Source organism: Kribbella pratensis (assembly GCF_004366075.1).
Lineage (GTDB): Bacteria > Actinomycetota > Actinomycetes > Propionibacteriales > Kribbellaceae > Kribbella > Kribbella pratensis.
Genome location: NZ_SODU01000001.1, coordinates 1,200,499 through 1,222,566, shown reverse-complemented (window position 1 = coordinate 1,222,566; position 22,068 = coordinate 1,200,499). Strand labels below are relative to the sequence as shown.

The 22,068-nt window shown below is 69.1% G+C and carries 20 protein-coding genes; 11 read left to right on the top strand and 9 right to left on the bottom strand.

Going from position 1 to position 22,068, the window contains the following annotated elements; translation table 11 throughout:
- The first annotated feature begins 23 nt into the window (after positions 1-23).
- From hisF to EV137_RS05860, 4 genes are all read left to right on the top strand, one after another.
- The gene (hisF, locus tag EV137_RS05875) at positions 24-785 is read left to right on the top strand and encodes an imidazole glycerol phosphate synthase subunit HisF (RefSeq protein WP_133998288.1); all 762 of its coding nucleotides are present in this window, start codon (positions 24-26) and stop codon (positions 783-785) included.
- Entirely contained in the window at positions 782-1,279 is a 498-nt protein-coding gene (locus EV137_RS05870; RefSeq protein ID WP_238175114.1) for a MarR family winged helix-turn-helix transcriptional regulator, read from the top strand. The genes hisF and EV137_RS05870 overlap by 4 nt, the downstream gene beginning before the upstream one ends.
- 80 nt (positions 1,280-1,359) lie before the next feature.
- Positions 1,360-1,866 carry a MarR family winged helix-turn-helix transcriptional regulator gene (locus EV137_RS05865; protein ID WP_134127013.1) on the top strand — a complete coding sequence of 169 codons (507 nt, stop codon included), beginning with the start codon at positions 1,360-1,362 and terminating at the stop codon, positions 1,864-1,866.
- The gene (locus tag EV137_RS05860) at positions 1,866-3,449 is read left to right on the top strand and encodes an MDR family MFS transporter (RefSeq protein WP_134127011.1); all 1,584 of its coding nucleotides are present in this window, start codon (positions 1,866-1,868) and stop codon (positions 3,447-3,449) included. The genes EV137_RS05865 and EV137_RS05860 overlap by 1 nt, the downstream gene beginning before the upstream one ends.
- Here EV137_RS05860 and EV137_RS05855 read toward each other — a convergent pair.
- From EV137_RS05855 to dacB, 5 genes are all read right to left on the bottom strand, one after another.
- Positions 3,446-4,702 (bottom strand): MFS transporter, encoded by a 1,257-nt coding sequence (locus EV137_RS05855; protein ID WP_134127009.1) that lies wholly within the window; start codon positions 4,700-4,702, stop codon positions 3,446-3,448. The two genes, EV137_RS05860 and EV137_RS05855, sit on opposite strands and share 4 nt — an antisense overlap.
- Positions 4,699-5,292, bottom strand: coding sequence for an ArsR family transcriptional regulator (locus EV137_RS05850; RefSeq protein ID WP_134127007.1), 594 nt, complete (start codon positions 5,290-5,292; stop codon positions 4,699-4,701). Before EV137_RS05850 ends, EV137_RS05855 begins: the two co-directional genes overlap by 4 nt.
- Before the next feature lie 66 nt (positions 5,293-5,358).
- Positions 5,359-6,300: a GNAT family N-acetyltransferase gene (locus EV137_RS05845; protein ID WP_134127005.1), complete on the bottom strand. Its 942-nt coding sequence runs from the start codon at positions 6,298-6,300 to the stop codon at positions 5,359-5,361.
- A complete protein-coding gene (locus EV137_RS05840; RefSeq protein WP_134127003.1) occupies positions 6,297-7,250 on the bottom strand; it encodes a GNAT family N-acetyltransferase in 954 nt (317 codons plus the stop codon). Before EV137_RS05840 ends, EV137_RS05845 begins: the two co-directional genes overlap by 4 nt.
- Positions 7,251-7,301: 51 nt before the next feature.
- Positions 7,302-8,624, bottom strand: a complete 1,323-nt coding sequence (dacB, locus tag EV137_RS05835; RefSeq protein WP_238175113.1) for a D-alanyl-D-alanine carboxypeptidase/D-alanyl-D-alanine endopeptidase — start codon at positions 8,622-8,624, stop codon at positions 7,302-7,304.
- A 380-nt stretch (positions 8,625-9,004) separates the two neighbouring features.
- On the opposite strand from dacB, the gene EV137_RS05830 reads away from it, so the two are divergent.
- The 4 genes from EV137_RS05830 to EV137_RS05815 all read left to right on the top strand — a co-directional run bounded on the left by EV137_RS05830 (position 9,005) and on the right by EV137_RS05815 (position 13,840).
- A complete protein-coding gene (locus tag EV137_RS05830; RefSeq protein ID WP_134127001.1) occupies positions 9,005-10,303 on the top strand; it encodes a family 43 glycosylhydrolase in 1,299 nt (432 codons plus the stop codon).
- A gap of 80 nt (positions 10,304-10,383) precedes the next feature.
- Complete coding sequence (locus tag EV137_RS05825; protein ID WP_133998262.1) at positions 10,384-12,483, top strand: alkaline phosphatase family protein; 2,100 nt, start codon at positions 10,384-10,386, stop codon at positions 12,481-12,483.
- 14 nt (positions 12,484-12,497) lie between these two features.
- A complete protein-coding gene (locus EV137_RS05820) occupies positions 12,498-13,262 on the top strand; it encodes an MBL fold metallo-hydrolase (RefSeq protein ID WP_134126999.1) in 765 nt (254 codons plus the stop codon).
- Positions 13,259-13,840, top strand: a complete 582-nt coding sequence (locus EV137_RS05815) for a DedA family protein (RefSeq protein WP_134126997.1) — start codon at positions 13,259-13,261, stop codon at positions 13,838-13,840. Before EV137_RS05820 ends, EV137_RS05815 begins: the two co-directional genes overlap by 4 nt.
- Here the strand turns inward: EV137_RS05815 and EV137_RS05810 are convergent.
- Positions 13,826-14,467: a TIGR03085 family metal-binding protein gene (locus tag EV137_RS05810; protein ID WP_134126995.1), complete on the bottom strand. Its 642-nt coding sequence runs from the start codon at positions 14,465-14,467 to the stop codon at positions 13,826-13,828. The two genes, EV137_RS05815 and EV137_RS05810, sit on opposite strands and share 15 nt — an antisense overlap.
- A 213-nt stretch (positions 14,468-14,680) precedes the next feature.
- On the opposite strand from EV137_RS05810, the gene EV137_RS05805 reads away from it, so the two are divergent.
- Together EV137_RS05805 and EV137_RS05800 are read left to right on the top strand one after the other, a co-directional pair.
- A complete protein-coding gene (locus EV137_RS05805; protein WP_311136369.1) occupies positions 14,681-16,486 on the top strand; it encodes an ABC transporter ATP-binding protein in 1,806 nt (601 codons plus the stop codon).
- Positions 16,483-18,279 (top strand): ABC transporter ATP-binding protein, encoded by a 1,797-nt coding sequence (locus tag EV137_RS05800; RefSeq protein ID WP_133998247.1) that lies wholly within the window; start codon positions 16,483-16,485, stop codon positions 18,277-18,279. The genes EV137_RS05805 and EV137_RS05800 overlap by 4 nt, the downstream gene beginning before the upstream one ends.
- 116 nt (positions 18,280-18,395) lie before the next feature.
- Here EV137_RS05800 and EV137_RS05795 read toward each other — a convergent pair whose 3' ends face one another.
- Positions 18,396-18,710 carry a Fe-S cluster assembly protein HesB gene (locus tag EV137_RS05795; protein ID WP_133998244.1) on the bottom strand — a complete coding sequence of 105 codons (315 nt, stop codon included), beginning with the start codon at positions 18,708-18,710 and terminating at the stop codon, positions 18,396-18,398.
- A gap of 123 nt (positions 18,711-18,833) precedes the next feature.
- Positions 18,834-19,841: a hypothetical protein gene (locus EV137_RS05790; RefSeq protein WP_134126992.1), complete on the bottom strand. Its 1,008-nt coding sequence runs from the start codon at positions 19,839-19,841 to the stop codon at positions 18,834-18,836.
- 213 nt (positions 19,842-20,054) lie between these two features.
- Here EV137_RS05790 and EV137_RS05785 point away from each other — a divergent pair, with 213 nt between their 5' ends.
- Positions 20,055-20,921: a GNAT family N-acetyltransferase gene (locus tag EV137_RS05785; protein ID WP_238175112.1), complete on the top strand. Its 867-nt coding sequence runs from the start codon at positions 20,055-20,057 to the stop codon at positions 20,919-20,921.
- On the opposite strand, the gene EV137_RS05780 is transcribed toward EV137_RS05785, so the two are convergent.
- Positions 20,918-22,024: a dipeptidase gene (locus tag EV137_RS05780; protein ID WP_134126988.1), complete on the bottom strand. Its 1,107-nt coding sequence runs from the start codon at positions 22,022-22,024 to the stop codon at positions 20,918-20,920. The two genes, EV137_RS05785 and EV137_RS05780, sit on opposite strands and share 4 nt — an antisense overlap.
- Positions 22,025-22,068 lie beyond the last annotated feature (44 nt).

Sequence of the window (22,068 nt, the reverse complement as noted above, 5' to 3'; positions counted from 1 at the left end):
CCCGGCTCGGTACGCTTGGCCGCGTGAGCCTTGCTGTGCGAGTCATTCCGTGTCTGGACGTTGATGCCGGACGGGTGGTGAAAGGCGTCAACTTCGCGGATCTGCGGGACGCCGGGGATCCGGTCGAGATGGCGCAGGTGTACGACGCGGAGGGTGCGGACGAGCTGACCTTCCTCGACATCACCGCGTCGTCGGGGTCGCGCGAGACGACGTACGACGTTGTCCGGCGGACCGCCGAGCAGGTGTTCATCCCGCTGACCGTGGGCGGCGGGGTCCGCGAGGTGGGCGACGTGGACCGGCTGCTGCGGGCCGGTGCGGACAAGGTCGGGATCAACACCGGCGCGATCGCGCGGCCGGACGTGATCCGCGAGATCGCGCACCGCTTCGGCAACCAGGTGCTGGTGCTGTCCCTCGACGTACGACGGGCCGCGGAGCAGCCGAGCGGGTTCGAGGTCACCACGCACGGAGGCCGGAAGTCGGCCGGGCTGGACGCGATCGAGTGGGCGCAGCGCGGCTGTGAGCTGGGCGCGGGGGAGATCCTGCTCAACTCGATGGACGCCGACGGGACGAAACAGGGATTCGACCTCGAGCTGATCAAGGCGGTCCGCGCGGTGGTCGACGTACCGCTGATCGCCAGCGGGGGAGCGGGGGCGCCGGAACACTTCCCGCCCGCGGTCGAGGCCGGTGCGGACGCCGTACTCGCCGCGAGCGTGTTCCACTTCGGCGACTTCCGGATCGCCGACGTGAAGAAGGCGCTCCGCGACGCCGGGATCGTGGTCCGGTGAGCACACCCGCCGAGGTCGACCACTCGAACCAGCCGGCCCCGTCTGGTGAGCGGTCGGAGCAGATGGTGGCAGCGATCGAGCAGGAACTGTCGGCGCTGTTCCGCCGGTCACGGTCGGCCTCGCTGCGGCTCGCCCGCCGCGTGCACCCGGAAATGGACGCGGCCGGCTACGCGCTGATCTCCCAGATCGAGATGGGCACCGGCAGCAGCGCCGGCGTACGCGCGTCCGACGTCGCCCAGGTGCTCGGCCTCGACAAGTCCACCGTCAGCCGCGGCATCACCCAGCTGGAGAACCTCGGTCTGATCGAACGCGTCGGCGACCCGGACGACGGCCGTGCCCGCCTGCTCCGCCTCACCACCACCGGCGCCGAACGCTTCGAGGCCATGCGAACGCAACGTCAAACCGAGTTCCGCGCCATCCTCGACCGCTGGAACCCCACCGACCTCGCCGACCTCGGCCGCCTGCTCGGCCGCCTCAACGCCGACCTCGGCTGAGGGCTCACTACTCGTAACCAGTTTTCCACAGCTTGTGCATATGGTTGTGGAAACCAACTACCTAGCTATATAGTTGGGTTATGCAACTAGCTCAGCAACCCCTCGTCCCGGGGGTAGAGCGGGATGCGGCCGCGCAGGAGCTGCTCGAAGGAGTCAGCTCGCTGGTGCGCGCCGTGCGGTGTATCGAGCACCGGCACCTGGCCGGCGACGGCGGACTCCGTCGTTCCGACGCGAGTGTGCTCAAGGTGCTGATGAAGGACGGCGAGCAGCGTGGCGGCGAGATCGCCGCCAAGCTCGGCGTCGACGCGTCGGTGGTGAGCAGGCAGCTGACCGCGCTCGAGGCCGACGGACTGGTGAGCCGTCGGCCTGACCCGGCCGATGCCCGCGTGGGGCTGGTCAGCCTCTCGTCCCAGGGCAAGGCCCAGCTCGAGGCGCTCTATTCGTCCTACACCCGGCAACTGAGAACCACCCTTGCGGACCTCGACGACGACGCGATGACCGCAGCCGCGGCCACCATGCAGCGGGTCGCCACCGCCATCGTCGAGGCCAACAAGGTCGTGAGGCGTAACCCCAAGACTGGAGACTGATGACTGTCACCGAGACCCGGCGCCAATTGCCCAGTGCGCCGGAACTCACCCACCGCGAGATCCTCGAGATCCTGATCGGGCTGCTCGCCGCGCTGTTCACGGCGATGCTGAGCTCGACGATCGTCAGCAATGCGCTGCCGACGATCATCGCCGAGCTCGAGGGTTCCCAGACGCAGTACACCTGGGTCCTCACCGCGAGCCTGCTGGCCACCACGGTGTCCACCCCGATCTGGGGCAAGCTGTCGGACCTGATGAGCAAGAAACTGCTGGTCCAGCTCGCGATCTCGCTCTTCGTGGTCGGTTCGGCACTGGCCGGCCTGTCCCACAACGTGCCGTTCCTGATCGGCGCCCGGGTCCTGCAGGGGATCGCGATGGGCGGACTGATGGCGCTCGCCCAGGCCATCATCGGCGCCGCCATCCCACCGCGGTCGCGGGGTCGGTACTCCGGATACATGGGCGCCGTGATGGCGGTCGCGACCGTCAGCGGCCCGCTCATCGGCGGCGTCATCGTCGACACCTCGTGGCTCGGCTGGCGCTGGTGCTTCTACGTGTGCGTCCCGCTGGCCGTGGTCAGCCTGGTGATCCTGCAGAAGTACCTGCACCTGCCGGTGCTGAAACGTGAGGTCCGGATCGACTACCTCGGCGCGGTGCTGATCAGCATCACGGCCAGCCTGCCGCTGCTCTGGGTCACCTTCGCCGGCTCGGACTTCGCCTGGATGTCCTGGCAGTCCGCGTTGTTCGTCGGCGGCACCTTGCTGTTCGGGTTCCTCGCCGTCGTGGTGGAGAACCGGGTGGCCGAGCCGCTGGTCCCGCTGAAGGTCGTCCGGGAGCGGACCACGGCGCTGGCGATCATCGCCAGCCTCGCGGTCGGTGTCGCGATGTTCGGCAGCGCGCTGTTCCTCGGTCAGTACTTCCAGATCGCCCGCGGCTACAGCCCGACCGAGGCCGGCCTGCTGACGATCCCGATGATGCTCGGTTCGTTCGTCGGCTCGGCGGGCTCCGGTCAGCTGATCACCCGCTACGGCAAGTGGAAGCGGTACCTGGTTGCCGGCGGCATCCTGCTGCTCGGCGGTCTACTGATCCTCGGCACGATCGACCACACCTCGCCGTACTGGTTCGTCGGGCTCGGCATGCTGGCGATGGGCCTGGGCATGGGCATGACCATGCAGAACCTGGTCCTCGCTGTGCAGAACACTGTGGACGTCACCCAGATCGGTGCCTCGAGCGCGACGGTCGCATTTTTCCGCAGCCTCGGTGGTGCGGTCGGTGTCTCCGCACTGGGCGCCGTCCTGGCGGTCCGGGTGAAGGACCTGATCGTCGACGGTCTGCTGGCCACTGGTCCAGGTGGTGCCGAGGCCGCGAGGAAGTTGCAGGAGGGTGGCTCCGGCGGCACGAGCCTGCTGGACGTCAACCATCTGCCGCCGCAGCTGGCCGAGCTGGTGCGGCACGCGTACGGCGACGCAACCGGACGGATCTTCCTGATCGCGGCCGCCTGTGCGGTGGTCAGCCTGATCGCGGTCCTCTTCATCAAGGAGGTCCCGCTCCGCACGACCGTCGCCAAGGTCGACGTGATCGAGGACTAGAGCTCGGGTGGTTCGAGGCCGGACAGTTCGCGGGTGCGGATGATCGGGGAGCCGACCAGCCACAGTACGGCGAGCAGGCCGCCGGCGGCGGAGACGAGGAGGGTTTCGCGGACACCGATCCAGGTGCCGAGGAACCCTCCGACGACCGCGCCGAGCGGCCTGATGCCGTAGTTGATGCTGCTGAACGCGCCCGCGACCCGGCTGCGCATGTGGTCGTGGACGACGGCCGCCTGCAGCGAGTTCAGCGGTACGTCGAAGCACATCACCGCGAATGCTCCGATGAACTCGGCGACTGCGAGCGCGACCGCCTTGTACCACGTCGGTCCGTCCGCGAGCGCAGCGATCGCGATCGAGGCCGGGAAGACGACCGCGCCGGCCGCGATCACCGGACCGGCGCCGAACCGGCGACTGAGCGGTGACGCGGTGACCGCGCCGAGCAGACCGCCGGACGCGCCGACCCCGAACGCAACGCCGATGACGCCCGCGGACAACCCGAGGATGCGGCTCGCGAACAGCACGAGCAGCGCCATGCTCATCAGGTTGAAGAAGTTCACCGTGGTCGCGCAGCCCAGGCTGCGGCTGAGGTACGGATGCTTGAGCACGTACCGCATCCCGGCGGCGGCCCGGCGGAGCAGCGGCTCGTCCGACTGCTCGGATGCCCCCGGCTCGACCTTGAGCCGGCTGATCTGAACAGCCGAGAACACGAACGTCAACGCATCGACAACGATCGCGACCGGCGCGGTCAGCCACTGGACGAGCAGACCGCCAACCGCCGGCCCGCCCATGAACGAGATCGAGCGTGTCGCGGACAGCTTGCTGTTCGCCTCGAGGAACTGGTCCCGCTCGACGATCCGGACGAAGAACGAGGCGTACGCCGTACCGAACACGACATGCGCCGTGCCGGCCAGGATCGCGATCACGTACAACTGACCAAGGGCGAGCAGATCGAACCAGTAGGCGATCGGCAAGGTCAGCAGCAGGATCGTCCGGGCCAGGTCGGCGGCGATCATCAGCGGTCGTTTGTCGCGACGGTGGTCGACCCAGGTGCCGATGAACAGCGATGCAAGGTTCGGCAGCCACACCGCCGCGGTCAGGAAGCCGACCTGGCTGGGGGAGGCGTTGAGCATGGTGACGGCGATCAGCGGCAGCGCGAGCTCGGTGATCCGATCCCCGAACTCGGAGACGCCCTGAGCGGACCAGAAGGTCCGGAACCGTTGGTCGCGCCAAAGGCTGGGGGCGGGCAGCGTCTTCATGGTCGCTCCGTTGCTTCAGGCAAGGAGATGCGGACGTACCGCACCGGGCGGGCGTCGTCGGGGGACTCGCCCGCGTCGCGACGCTGGATGTACGGCGCCATCAGCTGCTCGATGGCGGACTCGAGGGCTTCGGCCTCGGCGGACGTGACGACCATCAGGGTGTTCGCCGAGCCGGCCAGCCGGCTCCATTCCGGGTCCAGATTCGGCTCGGTCTCGACCAGCCATTGCTGGGCCGCCTCGAGAACCTGGTTCATCATCTCGGTGCGCAGCAGCCGGCCGGCTTCGGCACCCTCCGGGGTGTCCGGCATCTCGTACCGGAATCCGCGGGCGGCGGCGTTCCACCAGCGCTGGCGCCGGTCCGTTCCGCTCGGCGGCGGTACATCGATCACCAGCCCGAACTCGGCCAGGTGCCGCAGGTGCCAACTGGTCACCGAGGGGGAGGCGCCGACGTGCTCGGACAGCTGCGTCGCCGTCGCCGGGCCGTTCTTCTGCAGATAGCTGAGCGCAGCGAGCCGCACCGGATGCGCCAGCGCGCGCATCGCCTGCGGGTCGGTGATCTCGAAATCGCCGTACGGATTCCTGAGAGACATGTTTCGAGAGTAATCTCTCAGATCTCCCGAAAGCAATCCCTCCAGCGTCGACAGGAGGGCCGGTGGTCAGGAGTGGATTGTCTTGGTCCAGATGTCGCTCGTGACGTCTGGGCGCATGCCGGCGCCTGTGTAGAGGGCGACCGCCGGGGTTGGGTTGCCGGCGTCTACGTGCAGGATCGTGCCGGTGCGGCCGGCGGCGGCGTCGACCGCGAACGCGTTCTGCAGGAGGAACTTGGCCAGGCCCCGGCCGCGGGCGGACGGTACGACGCCCAGTCGGCCGATATACCCGCAGTTGTCGGTGCTGAGGAAGTTGTGGTTGCACTCGGTCATCCCGACCGCCCGGCCGTCGACCTCGACGACCGTCACCTGCGACCAGTCGAACGTCGACCGGCTCTCGCGCGATGCGGCCCAGTCCTCGAACGGTCTCGGCAGGGTCCCGGGCTGGTCCGCGAAAGCTTCCATCAGTACGCCGTGCGCTGCCCGGCGGCTCGCCTCGTCCGGAGCGCCGCGCCGTACGACGACGCCCTCCGGTACGGCCGGTGGTGGCACCGGGCCGTCGAAGGTGATGCGCATCCGATGCGTCGACGTACCGACCGTGAAGCCGTGCGCCGCGGCCACCTTGGCGACTCGATCGTCCTGCCGGATCACGCCGAGTCTGAGGATCACCTCGTCCCGGCCGATCTCGCGGGCGCGGCGCTCCGACCGGTCGAGCAGCCAGTCGAGGACGGCCGGGTCCTCGCTGAGGACGTCGAGATTCAGGTGGGTGCCGGCGGTGATCGGGACGGCCGTCGCGGAGCCGGCGAAGTCGCCGTCCGGGCCGAGCACCACCCACGCGTCGGTCGCCAGGTCGATGCCGGGATCCCGGAGGTAGTTGGCGACATCCTCCGGGCTGTGTTTCGGGAAACCGAGCAGCGCCGACGTATAGACCCCGGACCGCTCCGCGATCAGCGCGGCGTCCTCCTGCCGCATCGGCCGAACGGTGTAACCGGGCGGCATCAATACAGTCATGCGGCGGGCACCTCGCGTCGCCAGACCTCCATCACGAGGACGGCCTGCATACCGACCGACAGGTACACGCCGAGTGCCGGCGTCGGGTTGTTGGTGTCGACGTGCAGGATCGTGCCGGTCCGGCCGGCGGCCGCGTCGAGCGCGAACTGGTCGCGGAGCAGGAACTTCGCGAGGCCTTTCCCGCGAGCCTTCTCGAGTACGCCGAGCCGTCCGATGTAGCCGCAGTTCTCGTCCTCGACGAACTGGTCGTTGCACAGCCGCATCGCGACCACCTCGCCGTCCAGTTCGAGCAGCGTCTGCTGGGACCAGTCGAACCCCGAGAAGTTCTCCAGCGAAGCGTGCCATTCCTCGTACGAGCGCGGCGAGAACCCGAACTGCCCAGCGAAGCTGGCATTCAGTACGTCGTGCGCCGCCCGGCGGCTCGCCTCGTCCGGCGCGCCCCGCCGTACCGTGACTCCGTCCGGAACCGCGGGCGCCGGCACCGCCCCGTCGTGGTTGATCCGCATCCGGTGGAAGATCGTGCCGCGTTCGAATCCGTAGCCGGCCAGCCGTTCCTCGCGGGCCTTGTCGGCCTGGTAGTTGACGATGTCGACCAGCGCGGCCGGGTGCCCGTACTCCGCGGCGAGCTCGGCTGCGCGACGCTCGACCCGGTCGAGCAGAAAACGCTCCACGACGGGGTCGGTGGTGACGACATCGAGGTCGAGCTGGCGATGATCGCCCTTGCCGAAGACCGAGCCGTACCCGACCAGCCGGCCGTCGTCGAACACGAGCCAGCCGTCGGTCGCCGGGTCGAAGCCGGGCTCGGTGAGCTGGTCCTCCGCATCCTCGAGGGTGTAGTCGGCGAAGCCGATCACCGGGGTGTTGTAGGCGGCGACAAGGTCGAGGACCGCTTGCGCGTCCTCCTTCGACGGGGGCCGGACGGTGTAGGTGCTGGGCAGTACGGCGGTCATTCCCACATGGTGATGAACGACCGCCGTACTGTCCAAGGCATTAAAGAGGCATCAGCACGCCTTGTCCCACTCCAGCTCACACGTGGTCTGGGCGGTTCGCAACGTGGACACGGCCGCGGGAGGTGCTTGGTCGGACCAGGACGCGAGCGTGACGCCGACGGCGTCCTCGATCGAACGCGGGCTGACCAGGTAGTTGTTGCTGATCATCGAGAACACCAGCTTCCGGCCGTCCTTGTTCGTCACGTACCCGGACAGCGAGGTGACGCCGGTGAGCGAGCCGGTCTTGCCGTGCAGGTTGTTGGCGGCCGGCGTGTTCTGCATCCGGCTGCGCAGCGTGCCGCCGACGAACCGATCCGGGTTGCCCGCGATCGGCAGCGCGTCGTACCACTGCTTCCACCAGGACTCTTTCTGCGCACCGATCAGTACGTCGGTGATCGAGTCCGCGGTCACGTTCACCTTGCGCGACAGACCGGAGCCGTCGGAGAGCCGGATCCGGCTGGTGTCGACGCCGATGCTCTTCGCGTAGTCGGTGACGACGCCCAGCCCGGACGACCAGGAGCCGTCCGCCTCGACGACGGCACCCATCGCCTTGACCAGCGTCTCGGCGTGCATGTTGTTCGAGAGCTTCAGGAACGGCGTCATCAGTTCGCCGACCGTCATCGATTCGTCCCGGGCCAGGCGCGTCGCGCTCGCCGGAGTGGCCGCGTTCTTGATCCGTCCGCTGACGGAGATGCCCTGGGCGGACAACGCGCGCCGGAACACGTCGGCGGCGTACAGCTCGGGCTCCCAGACGGTCACCCATTCCTGGTCGACCGAGGCACCCAGCGGCAGCGAGCCGCTGACCCGGACCACATTGGTGCCGTGGTCGCGCTCGACGTTCAGCGTGTTCGAGGAACCAGCCGCGCCAGTCGTCGCGGTGTTGACGATCGTGAGTACGCCGTTCGCCGGGACCATGGTCAGCTGCACCGGTGCGCCGGCGGTCGCCCCGGGGCGGCTCTCGACGATCGCCGTACCGGAGTCGTAGTCCGTGTTCGGGGCGAGCGTGAGTGCGGAGATCTGCGCGTTGTAGTAGAACGGCTCGTCGTCCCAGGCCCAGCTGTCACCGAGACGGACGTGGTCGAAGTACGTGTCGTCCGCGATCAGGTCGCCGTACACCCGCCGTACGCCGGCCGCCTTGAGCTGCTTGGCCAGTGCCGCGTAGTCCGACTCGAGTGCGGTCGGGTCGCCGTACCCCTTCAGGTAGAGGTTGCCGAGCAGCTGTCCGCCGCGGACGGGCGCGCCGGCGAGGACGTCGGTGTGGAAGCGGTACGACGGGCCGAGGACGTGCATCGCGGCGGTCGAGCTGAACAGCTTGGTGTTCGACGCGGGCAGCATCCGCTGGGCCGCCGTTCCGGTCGTACAGCGTCTCGCCGGTGGTCGCGTCGCGGACCACGAGCGCGACCTGCGAACCGTCGTACCGGCTGTCGTTCAACAGCCCGTCGAGCCGCTGCTGCAAAGCAGATGCTTGTACGGCGGTGGGCGCGGCGACGGACTGTGTCACGACCCCACCCACAGCGGCCGCGACCGCGGCGACCGCGGCGATCATCCCTCTCGGTAAACGACTCACGAGACACTCCCTCACCCCTGGCGGAAACCAACTAGCGGGAGTCAACACCTCGCAGTCGTCGGGGTCCAGGGATTGAGGTCTCGTGTTTCAGGTGAATCGATGGAAAAGTTCGTCCCACAGGTATCCGCCCCCACCTGAGGAGTCACACATGAGACGACTTCTGGCGGCCGCTCTGGCCGTCTTCAGCCTCACCGCCTTCCTGTCACCCGCGGTCCACGCCGCCACCACCGCGGCGGTCTTCCCGAGCGAGATCATCGGCGAGAACTTCCCCGACCCGGACGTCTTCGAGCAGAACGGCACCTGGTACGCCTACGCGACGAACGGCAGTCGCGGCACGCTTCCGGTCGCGACCGCCCCGAGCGCGAACGGGCCGTGGACGGTCCGCGGCGACGCGATGCCCGGCGGGCCGTCCAGCGCCTGGGCCCAACCCGGCCGCACCTGGGCGCCGGACGTCTATCCGAACTCCGACGGCACCTACACCTTGACCTACACCGCCTGGCACAAGGCCTCCGGCCGCCAGTGCATCGGCGTGGCCACCGCAACGAGTCCGCTCGGGCCGTTCCAGCCGGTCGGTACGGCGCCGTTGATCTGCCCGCTCGACCTGGGCGGCGCGATCGACGCGAACACGTTCGTCGCCAACGACGGCACCCGGTACCTGGTCTGGAAGAACGACGGCAACGCCATCAGCCGGCCGTCGACGCTCTGGCTGACCCGTACGGCGAACAACGGTCGGAGTCTCGTCGGCGGCAACACCGCGATGCTTACCTCGAGCGGTGTGATCGAGGCGCCGGATCTCGTCCAGCGCGGCAGCCAGTACGTCCTGTTCTTCTCCGGCGGTGGGTACAACGACTGCAACTACCTGACGTCGTACGCGACCTCGACGAGTCTGAGCGGGCCGTGGACCACGGCGTACCGGCCGTTGATGACGACGGCGACGTTCGACAACCACGTCTGCGGGCCGGGTGGCGCGGACGTCGTCGGGGACAAGGTGTTCGTCCACGGCTGGGTCAACGGCGGACGGCATCTGTACGTCGCTGACGTCGGGTGGGCGAACGAGTACCCGGTGGTGCGCGGGAGCCGGGTCCGGTACGAGGCGGAGCGCGGCACGCTCAACCACTGCGTCGTACGGTCGAACGCGGCCGGCGCGTCGGACGGGAAGGTGGTCGCGTACATCGACTACGCCGACTCGTGGGTGGAGAACACGGTGTTCGCGCCGGTCGCCGGCGGCTACACGCTGCATGTCGGGTACGCCAACGGTTCGGCGTCCACGGCGAGCCACGGTCTCGTTGTCAATGGCAACAATGCCGGTGCGGTCAGCTATCCGGTCACTGGCTGGGACAACTGGCAGCAGAGCTCGGTCTCCGTCACGCTCAACGCCGGCTGGAACACGATCCGGCTGACCAAGGGCACGCTCTACACGGAGGTTGACTACCTCGAGGTGCAGTAAATCCGTCTGTAGGACCCCGTACCCTCGTACTGGCACTGTGAGGTGCCGCAGGGCGACGGACGGGGAGCACGAAGCAGGCGATGGCGAAACCACCAGAACAGGTGTCGAAGAACAGGCGTGGACGTCCGGTGTGGCTGGACCTGCGCCGCACCGGACGCGGCCTGCAGGCGATGCTGGTCGGCGGCCTGCTGTCGTTGATCTCGCTGATCATCACGTTCTGGACGCTGCCGCAGATCAGCAGCGACGGCCGGCTCCCGATCCTCCGGCTGGTCGTCCTGCTGGCGGTGTTCTCGGTGCTGGTGCGCTGGGTGCTGGCCGGGGTCGCGGTGCTGATCGGCTCGCTCGGGGTGCTGATCGGCGGGCTGCTGTCACAGTTCGGAGTCGTCTACCTCGCCATCACCGTCGATCCCGGGGTGAGCCTGCACGGCGGGGTGGAGGCGCCGCTGCTGGTGTCGATCTGGATGGCGTCGGTGAGCGCCTTCGTCGGCTGGGTCGCGTACGCGGGCAGTGACGACGCGTACGTCGCGGAGGTGATGCGGGTCGTGCACCGCCGTGCCCGGCGGATCCAGCCCGCGTCGAAGACCGGGATGCTGATCATCCAGATCGACGGCCTGTCCGCCCCGCTGCTGAACTGGATGGTCCTGGCCGGCAACCTGCCGAACCTCGGCGGCTGGATCCGGGACGGCAAGCACTCGATGCTCGCCTGGCACACCGGCGTACCGGCCACGACCCCGGCGAGCCAGGCCGGGATCCTGCACGGCGGCTCCCGGCACATCCCGGCGTTCCGGTGGTACGAGAAGGAGACCGGCAGGGTGATGGTCACCAACCGCGGCCGGGACGCGGCGGAGATCGAGGCCCGGATGTCCACCGGCCGCGGCCTGCTCGCGGACGGCGGCGTCAGCATCAGCAACAACTGGTCCGGCGACGCGGACAAGTGCGAGCTGGTGTTCAGCCGGGCCTCCCTGCCGAACAGCCGCAGTCGCGGCTATGTGCGGTTCTTCTCCAGCCCGCAGGGCGCCGCGCGCGGCCTGGTGCTGTGCGTGGCCGAGATGGTCAAGGAGCTGCACCAGGCCCGCCGGCAGCGTGTCCGGCACCTGGTCCCGCGGGTGAAGCGCGGCGGCGCGTACATCTTCCTGCGCGCGGTCACCAATGTCCTGCTCCGCGACCTGAACGTCTCGCTGATCACCGACGAGCTGGTGAAGGGCACACCGGCCATCTACTGCGACTTCGTCGACTACGACGAGGTCGCGCACCACGCCGGCCCGACCCGCGCCGAGTCTCTGCAGACCCTCGAAGGTCTCGACCGGGTGCTCGGCGCGCTGCAGCGGATCATCGAGATCCTCCCGCACTCGTACGAGATCGTCGTGCTGTCGGACCACGGCCAGAGTCAGGGAGCGACCTTCCTGCAGCGCTACGGCCGGACACTCGCCGAGGTCGTCGACGACCTCGTCGACACCACCAAGGAACCGGTCGCGGCGGTCGGCAAGTCCGAGGGCTGGGGCCCGGTGAACGCGTTCCTGACCGAGCTGAGCATGCGCCGCAGCGTCGCCGGGTCCGTGACCCGTAGGGCGCTGCACGTGAAGACCGGCGAGGTCGAGCTCGGCCCGAAGGACTGCGAGCCGATGATCGCCGCGGACGAGCAGATGGTCGTCACCGCGTCCGGCAACCTGGCGCTGATCTACCTCGCGACGACGCCCGGCCGGGTGCCGCTGGAGGAGATCGAGCTGCTGCACCCGAAGCTGATCCCGGGTCTCGCGACCCATCCCGGGATCGGGTTCGTCGTGGTCGACTCGCTCGCCGAGGGACCGGTCGCGATCGGACGGGCCGGGGTCCGGGTCCTGCGGTCCGGCCGGGTGGAGGGTGAGGACCCGCTGGCGGCGTACGGCGAACTTGCGGCGCCGTCGTTGCTCCACCAGGCGGAGATGCCGCACAACGGTGACCTGGTGGTGGTCAGCCGGCTGGACGAGTACACCCACGAGGTGGCGGCGTTCGAGGAACTGGTCGGGTGCCACGGCGGGATCGGCGGCTGGCAGACCGAGGCGGTTCTGGTGCACCCGAGTCGCTGGGTGCTGAACGAGCCTCCCGTAGGCTCCGACGCGGTCCACGAAGTGCTCATCGACTGGCTGGAGAAGCTGGGACAGCGCAAGGACCTACCGGTCGAGTCGAAGGTGGAGGCCTGAAGCGTGCGAGTGACATGCGGGTGACATGGTGGGGGCATGCCACCAGCACGATCGAGGCGAACGGCACGCGGCTCCTGACAGATCCGGTGCTGACCTCGCGGATCGCGCACCTGCGCCGCCGCCGCGGCCCGACGCCGGCCGCCGAGGCGGGTCAGTGCGACGCGGTCCTGATCTCGCACCTGCATGCCGACCACCTGCACCTCACGTCGCTGCCGTTCATCGCGCCGGACGCCGCGCTGATCGTGCCCCGCGGTGCGGCCAGGCTCATCCACGCCGACAGCGGGCCGATGTACTCGGACCGCTGTATCGAGGTTGCGCCCGGCAATCAGGTCCGGATCGGGTCGCTCGAGATCACCGCCGTCACGGCCCACCACGACGAGCGGCGGCTGCCGTGGTCGTCGTACGCCGCCCAGCCGCTCGGGTACCGGGTCGACGGCTCGTCGAGTGTCTGGTTCGCGGGGGACACCGATCTGTACGACGACCTCGCGGCCGAGACCGGCGCGATCGATCTCGCGCTGGTGCCCGTGGGCGGATGGGGACCGTCGCTCGGGCCGGGGCACCTGGACCCGATCCGTGCTGCCGAGGCGGTGCGGCGGGTCGGTGCGTCGACGGCGGTGCCGGTACATTTCGGGACGTTCTGGCCGATCGGTCTCGACTGGGTCAAACCGGAGCTGTTCCTGCCACCGGGGGACAGGTTCAAGGCTGCGATGACCGAGGTGGATCCCGCGGTGAAGGTGGAGGTTCTGGTGCCGGGCGAGTCGATCGAGGTGCCTACGTGACGGGTGACACCACGTTCGATCTCTGGTACTTGTTCGCGTTGGCCGGTGCGGTCCTGATCGGAGCGGTGCTGCCCGTGTTGCCGACCGGCGCCGCGGTGTCGGCGGGCGCCGTACTGGCGTCGCACAGCAATCCGATCGGGCTGGTCGGCGTACTGATCGCGGGCGCGGCCGGAGCGTACGTCGGGGACCTGATCGTGTACGCCGGATGCCGGTTCGGTGGCGAACGACTGGCGAAGCGGGTCGGGTGGTTGCGCAACAACGGGTCGCTGGACGCGCTCCGGGAGCGGCTGGCCGAGCACGAGATCAGCGTCCTGCTCACGTCCCGGCTGATCCCGGGCGGCCGGGTCCCGGTGCTGCTCGCGGCCGGGCTCGCCGGCTACAAGTGGGAGCGGTTCGCGCTCGTCGACCTGTTCGCGTCATCGCTGTGGGCGGCGGTCTACATGGCGATCGGCCTGCTCGGCTACGCGCTCTTCGACGAGCCGTGGCAGGGCGTGGTGGCAGCGATCGTGCTGGTCATCCTCACCACAGTGGTGAGCAGTCTGATCCAGCGCGCCCGGCGTAAATCACACGCCGAATGACGCGTTGCGGAGCCGCTCGACCGTCTCCGCGTCGCCGTCCAGCTGTACGTCGGCCACCTGCTGCCGCCCGAAGCAGAACAGCACCAGCTCGCCGGGCTCGCCCGTCACGGTGACGGAACCGTTGTCGTTCGGCCGCTTCGCGAGGGCCGTCGTACCGGCCGTCCGCTTGAGCACCAGGCCGCTCGGCGCCTTCCGCATCATCGTCTTCGCCGCCAGCCGGACCGCCTTCCACAGCGCGTCCTGCTGCTCGGCCGGAAGGTCGCGGACGTCGTACGACGGCTGGGCGCGGCGGACGTCCTCGTGGTGGACGAAGTACTCGGTCGTGTTGAGCTGGTGCCCGAGCTTCGGCAGCGCGTAGATCGAGACCGGCGGCGGGCCGTTGCGTACCTTGCCGACGACCTCCGCGAAGCCGTAGCGCTCCTTGGCCCGCTGCATCCGTCTCTCGGTGGTGTCCGCGAGCGCCGGGATCATGATCCCGGGGCCCGCCATCGGGTCCGCTTCCCGGACGTACAGGTGGACCGCGAGGTCGTAGGCGTCCCAGCCGTCACACAGCGTCGGAGCGGCGGGTCCGACTTCCTCGAACAGGTCACACAGTGCGAGTCGTTCTACCCGGCTGTAGTCGGTCACATATCCGATCCTATTCCTCACCTTCTTTTTCCTTCTTTCCTTCGGCTGGTGGGAGGGAGGGGAAGAAAAGATTGAGGGGGAGGGGTTGGGGGGTGGCAGAATGTCATTCGTTGTCATGCCTGTGTCCCACGTACGCACCTGACTGTCCTGGAGTGTGTCTTGCCTGTGCCGAAAGTCCCAGACAAGGGCAGTGTCACTCGAAGAGGTTTCGGGGTGTTGCGGGTCGCGATCTGGGAGCAGCCGGGCGTCTTCGCGCTGTCCGTGCTCGCCAGCATGCTCTACGGCGCGATGACGGTGGCCGGCGGCTGGGCGCTCGGCTGGTCCACCGACCACCTGATCCGCCCGTCGTTCGAGCGCGGTGACACCACCGGCGGCACGATCGCGGCGCTGATCTCGCTCTTCATGGGCATCGCGATCCTGAACGCGATCGGGGTCGTCGGACGGCGGCTCGGGGCCGGCGTGATGCAGTTCCGCCTGCAGGCGACGTACCGCCGCCGGGTCACCCGGCAGTACCTGAAGCTGCCGCTGGAGTGGCACCACCAGCACTCGACCGGCATGTTGCTGTCGAACGCCAACGCCGACGTGGAGTCGACCTGGTTCGTGATCGCGCCGCTGCCGATGGCGATCGGCGTCATCGCGATGCTGGTGTTCGCGACCATCGCGATGTTCGCGGCCGACGCCTGGCTCGCGCTGGTGGGGTGCCTGGTGTTCCCGCTGGTGTTCGTCGCGAACGTGATCTTCCAGCGCTACCTGCAGCCGCTCGCGACCCGGGCGCAGCAGCTCCGCGCGGACGTGTCCGAGGTCGCGCACGAGTCGTTCGACGGCGCGCTGGTGGTGAAGACGCTGGGCCGCGAGGCCGCCGAGACGGAGCGGTTCCGCGCGCCGACGTACGCGCTCCGGGACGCGAACATCGCGGTGAACAAGGCCCGCGGCATGTTCGACCCGGTGATCGACGGCCTGCCCAGGCTCGGCGTACTCGCGGTGCTGCTGGTCGGCGTCGGGCGGGTGCGGTCCGGCGGTGCGGACGCGGGCGACGTGGTCCAGGTGGCGTTCCTGTTCACGCTGATCGGTTTCCCGATCCGGGCGCTCGGCTGGGTGCTCGGTGAGCTTCCGCGGTCGGTCGTCGGGTGGGACCGCGTGCAGCGCGTGCTGACGGCCGAGGGCGGGACGGAGTACGGCGAGGCGCGGCTGACGTCGACGAAGGCGGCCCGGCTGCAGGTCGCCGGCGTCCGGTTCGGGTACCTCCCGGAGCGCGACGTACTCACCGGGGTGGACTTCACGATCGAGCCCGGCCGGACCGTCGCGGTCGTCGGGCCGACGGGAGCCGGGAAGTCGACGCTGACGACGCTGCTGACCCGGCTCGTCGACCCGGAGCAGGGTGCGGTGAAGATCGACGGGATCGACCTACGAGAACTCGCGCGCGACGAGCTGGCCGGATCGGTCGCGCTGGTCGCGCAGACCGCGTTCCTGTTCGACGACACGATCCGCGGCAACATCACGCTCGGCGGGGACTACAGCGACGACGACGTGTGGGACGCGCTGCGGATCGCACAGGGCGACGGCTTCGTGAAAGCCCTGCAGGACGGGCTGGACACCAAGGTCGGCGAGCGCGGTACGACGCTGTCCGGCGGGCAGCGGCAGCGGATCGCGCTGGCGCGGGCGCTGGTACGGCGGCCGCGGCTGCTGATCCTGGACGACGCGACGAGCGCGGTCGACCCGCAGGTCGAGGCGCGGATCCTGGCCGGACTGCGATCCGCCGTCCAGTCGTCGGGGCAGGACGACACCGGTGCGGCGACGACCGTGCTGGTGATCGCCTATCGCAAAGCGACGATCTCGCTCGCCGACGAGGTGCTGTTCCTCGACGAAGGCCGGATCCAGGCGCACGGGACGCACACCGAGCTGCAGGCTTCGACGCCGGCCTACCGGGACCTGGTCGACGCGTACGAGAAGGACACCGAGCGCCGCCTGGAAGAAGCCCAAGAGGATGCGCAGCTTGATTCGGAAGGGGTTTCAGCGTGAGCGCGGCGGAAGCTTCGCGGCTTGACCACGGCGACAACGCGGGCGGACTGCAGACCCTCAAGGACGGTCTGAAGGTCTCGCCCGAGCTCGCGCGCGGGTGGTGGCTGACCGGGCTCCTCGCGCTGACGATGACGGCCGGGCGGATCGTCGTACCGATCGCCGTGCAGCAGACCATCGACAAGGGCCTGTCCGGCCCGGGCGGTCCGGATACGTCGTACGTCGCCTGGATGTGCCTGATCTGCGCGGTGGGCGTGATCCTCACCGCGGGAGCGTCGTACCTGACGACCGTGCGGCTCGCGGTCAACTCGGAGCACGGGCTGGCGACGATGCGGATCAAGGCGTTCCGGCACGTGCACGACCTGCCGGTGCTGACCCAGAGCACCGAGCGGCGCGGGGCGCTGGTCAGCCGGGTCACGTCGGACGTGGACACGGTGTCGCAGTTCCTGCAGTTCGGCGGGTTCATCTTCCTGGTCAGCCTCGGGCAGATGCTGCTCGCGACGATCGTGATGTTCTTCTACTCGTGGCAGCTCGCGCTGGTCGTGCTGGCCTGCTTCATTCCGCTGTTCGGCAGCCTGAAGTATCTGCAGCGCGCGATGTCGAAGGCGTACGGCGTGGTGCGGGCGAAGGTCGGCGAGATGCTGTCCGCGATCGCCGAGCCGGTGGTCGGCGCGCAGGTCGTCCGCTCGTACGCCATCGAGCAGCGCACGCAGGACCGGATCGACGCGTCGATCGAGGACTACCGCCGTACGGCGACGAAGGCGCAGGCGCTCACCGGTCTGACGTTCTCGATCGGCGGTCTGGCCGCCGGCCTCGCGAACGCCGGCGTACTGACGGTCGGCGTACTGCTCGGCATCGACAAGCAGGCGACGCTCGGCGAGCTGCTCGCGTTCATGTTCCTGGTGGCCCTGTTCTCGGACCCGGTGCAGATCGCCACGCAGGTGCTGACGGATGCGCAGAGTGCGTTCGCCGGCTGGCGCCGGGTGCTCGGTGTGATCGCGACGCCGGCCGATGTCGCGGACCCGGGCGAGGACGGCGTGAAGCAGGCGCGCGGGCCGATCACGGTCGAGTTCGACGACGTCGATTTCGCTTATCCGGAAGGCGAACTGGTGCTGCGTGACGTCGACGTACGGATCGAACCGCATCGGCGGGTCGCGGTGGTCGGGGAGACCGGGTCCGGCAAGACGACGTTCGCGAAGTTGCTGACCCGGTTGATGGATCCGACGTCCGGGGCGGTGCGGCTGGACGGGGTGGACGCCCGCGAGATCTCCTTCGAGTCGCTGCGGGAGCGGGTCGTGATGGTGCCGCAGGACGGGTACCTGTTCGACGCGTCGCTGGCCGAGAACGTGCGGTTCGGACGGCCCGAGGTGACGGACGCGGAGCTGGTCACGGCGTTCGAGTCGCTCGGACTGACGGACTGGCTGGAGTCGCTGCCGGACGGGCTGCAGTCGCCGGTCGGTCAGCGCGGCGAGTCGCTGTCGGCCGGGGAGCGGCAGTTGGTGGCCCTGGTCCGCGCGAACATCGCCGACCCGGACCTGCTCGTGCTCGACGAGGCGACCTCAGCGGTCGACCCCGGCACCGAGGTGCGGGTGAACGCGGCACTGGAGCGTTTGATGTCCGGCCGTACGTCGGTCACCATCGCGCACCGCCTGTCGACGGCCGAGGCAGCCGACGAGGTCCTGGTCTTCGACGAGGGCAAGATCGTGGAACGCGGCCCGCACGCCGAACTCGTCGGCGCAGGCGGGGTCTACACCCGCCTGCACGACAGCTGGATCGCCCAGCGCAGCGCCCTCTAATTTGCCTGGCTGACCAGGCAATTTGCCTGGTCAGCCAGCCAAGTCCGGGGTTTGTCACCCACTTTCAGGGTGTAGAACCCCTCATTTGCCTGGCCGACCAGGCAAACGTGGTTGGCTCAGGGGGTCGGGGCCGCGCCGTTGCTCGGGCCCGGCTGCGGTACCAGCAGGAACTCGACACCGCCCTTGTCGTCGACCGCCGCGTCCAGGATCTTGTCGTCGAGCGCGTTCGCGGCGTTCTGCTCGAGGAAGACCCGGGCACCCGCGTCCTCGACGACCTGGTCACCCGGTTGCGGAGCCTCGGTCGTGGTCACCGCGAGCGCCGGATCCGCCGGGTTCTCCTGCGAGATCCGCACCCCGGCCCCGTCCGGCGCGCCCTCGACCCCGGTGATGCTCTTGATCACCAGCGTCGCGTTCTCAGTCAGGGTCAGCACAGCCACTCCATCCGTCGATTGTCACTAGCCCACGCCCCGTGCCCGACCACCGAAACCTCAAACACTCCTCGAGCACCCACCAACCACGGACGCGCCTCGAAAACGGCTGGCCCGTGCTCAAGGTCACGCGGCATCGACGTGCGGCGGCGGAGCGGTACGCCAGTGGGGTGGCTCGGTGTGACGCGCCTCGCCGCGCGCAAAGGCCGCTCGGAAGCGATCGATCAGATCCGACCTCGGATCGACCACGTCCTCCCAACCGAAGTGAACGAGTTCGACGCCACGGTCACTGAGCCGCTGGTCACGCCGGTGGCTCCGGCGCAGCAGACGCCGACGCTCCTCCGGGCTGCTTGCTTCGTACTTCGCAAGCCCGTCCGCCTCCCCGACCGTACGAAACCACGGCCACCAGAAGTCAACCCGCTCGAGCATCCAGTCGAAGCCGTCGAAGAACTGCACTTGGAGAACGGGAGAAGGCAGACCGGCGGCCGCGAACCTGGCCCGGGCGATCGACTCCAAAGGGGACTCCGACGCGGGGTCACCGAACGCGATGGCCGACAGTGCTCGCCGGATGCCGGGCCAATGCTCCTGGCGTTCGGCCATTGCGTGCAGGTCCGCCATCGCCGTACCGCTACGCAACGCGGCGTCGACCGTGACGATCGACTCGCGCAGCGGCAGTTCCCGGGCGAGGTCGAGCACGGTCCGGGCGCTGCAGGTGACCGGTAGCCACAAGTGATGTGACAGGTCAGCCACCGTCAGGCCGGCACGCCGTACGACGATGTCCGCGCGTCGCTGATTGCGCGGGGCTTCCGGCGGACGGGTCAGCCACGCGGCATCGATCGGGACGCCACTCGGGCGGCCGCGGTCGGTCCACACCGGGATGTCGGCCAGCCGGGCGGCGCTGAAGTGACTCACGACAGAGCCCGGGTACGCCGCATGTGCGCAGGCGATCGCCGCGAGTTGCTCATCGAGACGCCCGTCGACGTAATGGCCGTGGTGGTGTCGCAGAGCACCACGCCGTACCAGCCTCCGGAGGTCGGCGTCACCGAGCCCGAGCTCACGCAGGGCGGCGCGCCGCTGCGGAGTCCGCGCAACCACAGCCAGCCGCTCCCGCACCCCATGATCAAGCCGATCCATCCCACCACCCTCCCTCCACCCACATCACCCCCGCACCCCGTTACCCACCGACCTGTGGAAAACGTCTTTGAGCACGGGCCACCCAAATCTCGCGGCGGATTTTGGTTGGTGGAGGCTCAAGGTGGCGGTGGGGTGGTTGGTGGGGCCTCAAAGTCGGGTGCCGGGGCTGGAAGTGGGGTGCGGGGGGTGGGGCCGATGGTGTGTGATCGGGGGATGGGTATTGAGATGGTTACGGCGGGGGCCGGGGAGTTGGGGGATGTCGTGGGGGTGCTGCGGGAGTGGCAGCGGGAAGGGGTGGCGTCGCAGTTGCATCCGGGGGATCTCGGGTGGTTCTGGCGGTTCGGCGAGGAGCGGACCGCGGCGGCGACCCGGATCTGGCGGCGGGGCGGGGAGATCGTCGCGATCGGGATGCTCGACGAGCCGGACTGGCTGCGGATGGCGATCGAGCCGGACCTCCAGCGTGACGAGGAGCTCGCGCACCGGATCGCCGAGGACGTGTCGGAGCCCGCGCGGGGTGTGCTGATCGAGGGCAAGGTGTACGTCGAGACGCCGATGGGAGCGCTCGTCCAGGACCTGCTGTTCAAGGACGGCTGGAATGCGGACGTGCCGTGGGTCCCGGTGTGGCGCGACCTGACCGACCCGGTGCCGGATCCGGGGGTACGGATCGACGTGATCGGCCCGGAGGAGGCTCACGAGCGGACCGGCGTACAGCGGGCGTCGTTCGACGGGTCGACGTTCACCGACGACCGCTGGTTCGCGATGGCCGACGGCCTGCCGTACGCCGACGCACGCGATCTCGTGCTCCGCAACGAGCTCGGCGAATCCGTTGCCGCCGCCACCGTCTGGTCGGCCGGCGAGGGACGCCCCGGCTACATCGAGCCGATGGGCGTCCACCGCCTGCACCGCGGCCGCGGGTACGGCACCGCGATGGTCCTCGGTTGCGCCCGCACGCTCCAGGAGATGGGGGCGTCCAGCGTCTACACGGTCACCCCGGCAACGAACGTCGGCGCGGTCGCGACGTACCAGGCCGCCGGGCTCGAACCCCAGGACGAGATCCGCTCCCAGTACCGGGACGCCTAGGCGGTAGCTGCGTCGTCCGCGGCCCGGAGCACGCGCAGGATGTTGCCTCCGGCAAGTTTGCCGAGCTCCTCGTCGCTCCAGCCGCGGTCGGCCAGCGCGCTGAACAGCACCGGGTACGACGCCACGTCCGGCAGCTCGACCGGGAACTCGGGGCAGCCGTCGTAGTCCCCGCCGAGACCGATGTGGTCGACCCCCGCGACCTCGCGGGCGTGTTCGACATGCTCGACCACGTCCGCGAGCGTGACCTCCGGCCGCGGCACGCCGTACATCGCCTCGACCTTCTCGCGATGCTCAGGTGCCTCGAGGCCGTGCTCCTTTGCCAGTGCGTGCATCCCGTCGAGCCAGTCGACGTACGCCTGGGAGGTGAAGTACGGCACGAACGTCACCATGCAGACGCCGTCGTTGCCGGTCAGCGTCTCGAGGACGTGGTCCGGCGCGTTCCGCGGTACGTCGCAGACCGCGCGCGCAGACGAGTGGCTGAAGATCACCGGCGCACTCGTCACCCGCAGCGCGTGCCGCATGGTGTCCGCGGAGACGTGCGACAGGTCGACCAGCATGCCGATCCGGTTCATCTCCCGGACGACGTCCTCGCCGAACTCGTTCAGCCCGCCGAGCACCGGTTCGTCGGTCGCCGAGTCCGCCCAGGACACGTTGTTGTTGTGGGTCAGAGTCATGTACCGCACGCCGAGCGCGCGCATCACCCGCAGCACGCCGAGCGACTCACCGATCGAATGGCCGCCCTCCATCCCCATCAGCGACGCGACCCGGCCGGCCTTGATCGCCGCGTCCACGTCGTCGGCGGTATCCGCCAGTTGGAGGTCCGACGGGAACCGCTCGACGAGTCGCCGGACGAAGTCGAGTTGTTCGAACGTACGCCGTACCGCGTGCTCGTCCTGCGGCACCCACAGGGACCAGAACTGCGCACCCACGTGGCCCGCGCGCAGCCGCGGCAGGTCCGTGTGGAGTTGCGGCACCGAACCGGCCAGGTCGTACGCGTCCAGGTCGTACCCGCACAGCTCGTAGAACGCGATCGGCAGGTCGTTGTGCCCGTCGATCACCGGATGCTCCGCCAGCAGCGCCTCGATCCGCGCCTCACTAGTCATTGCGCCATCCTCGCAGTTCGGGACCGTGGTCAGAAGGCAACCCC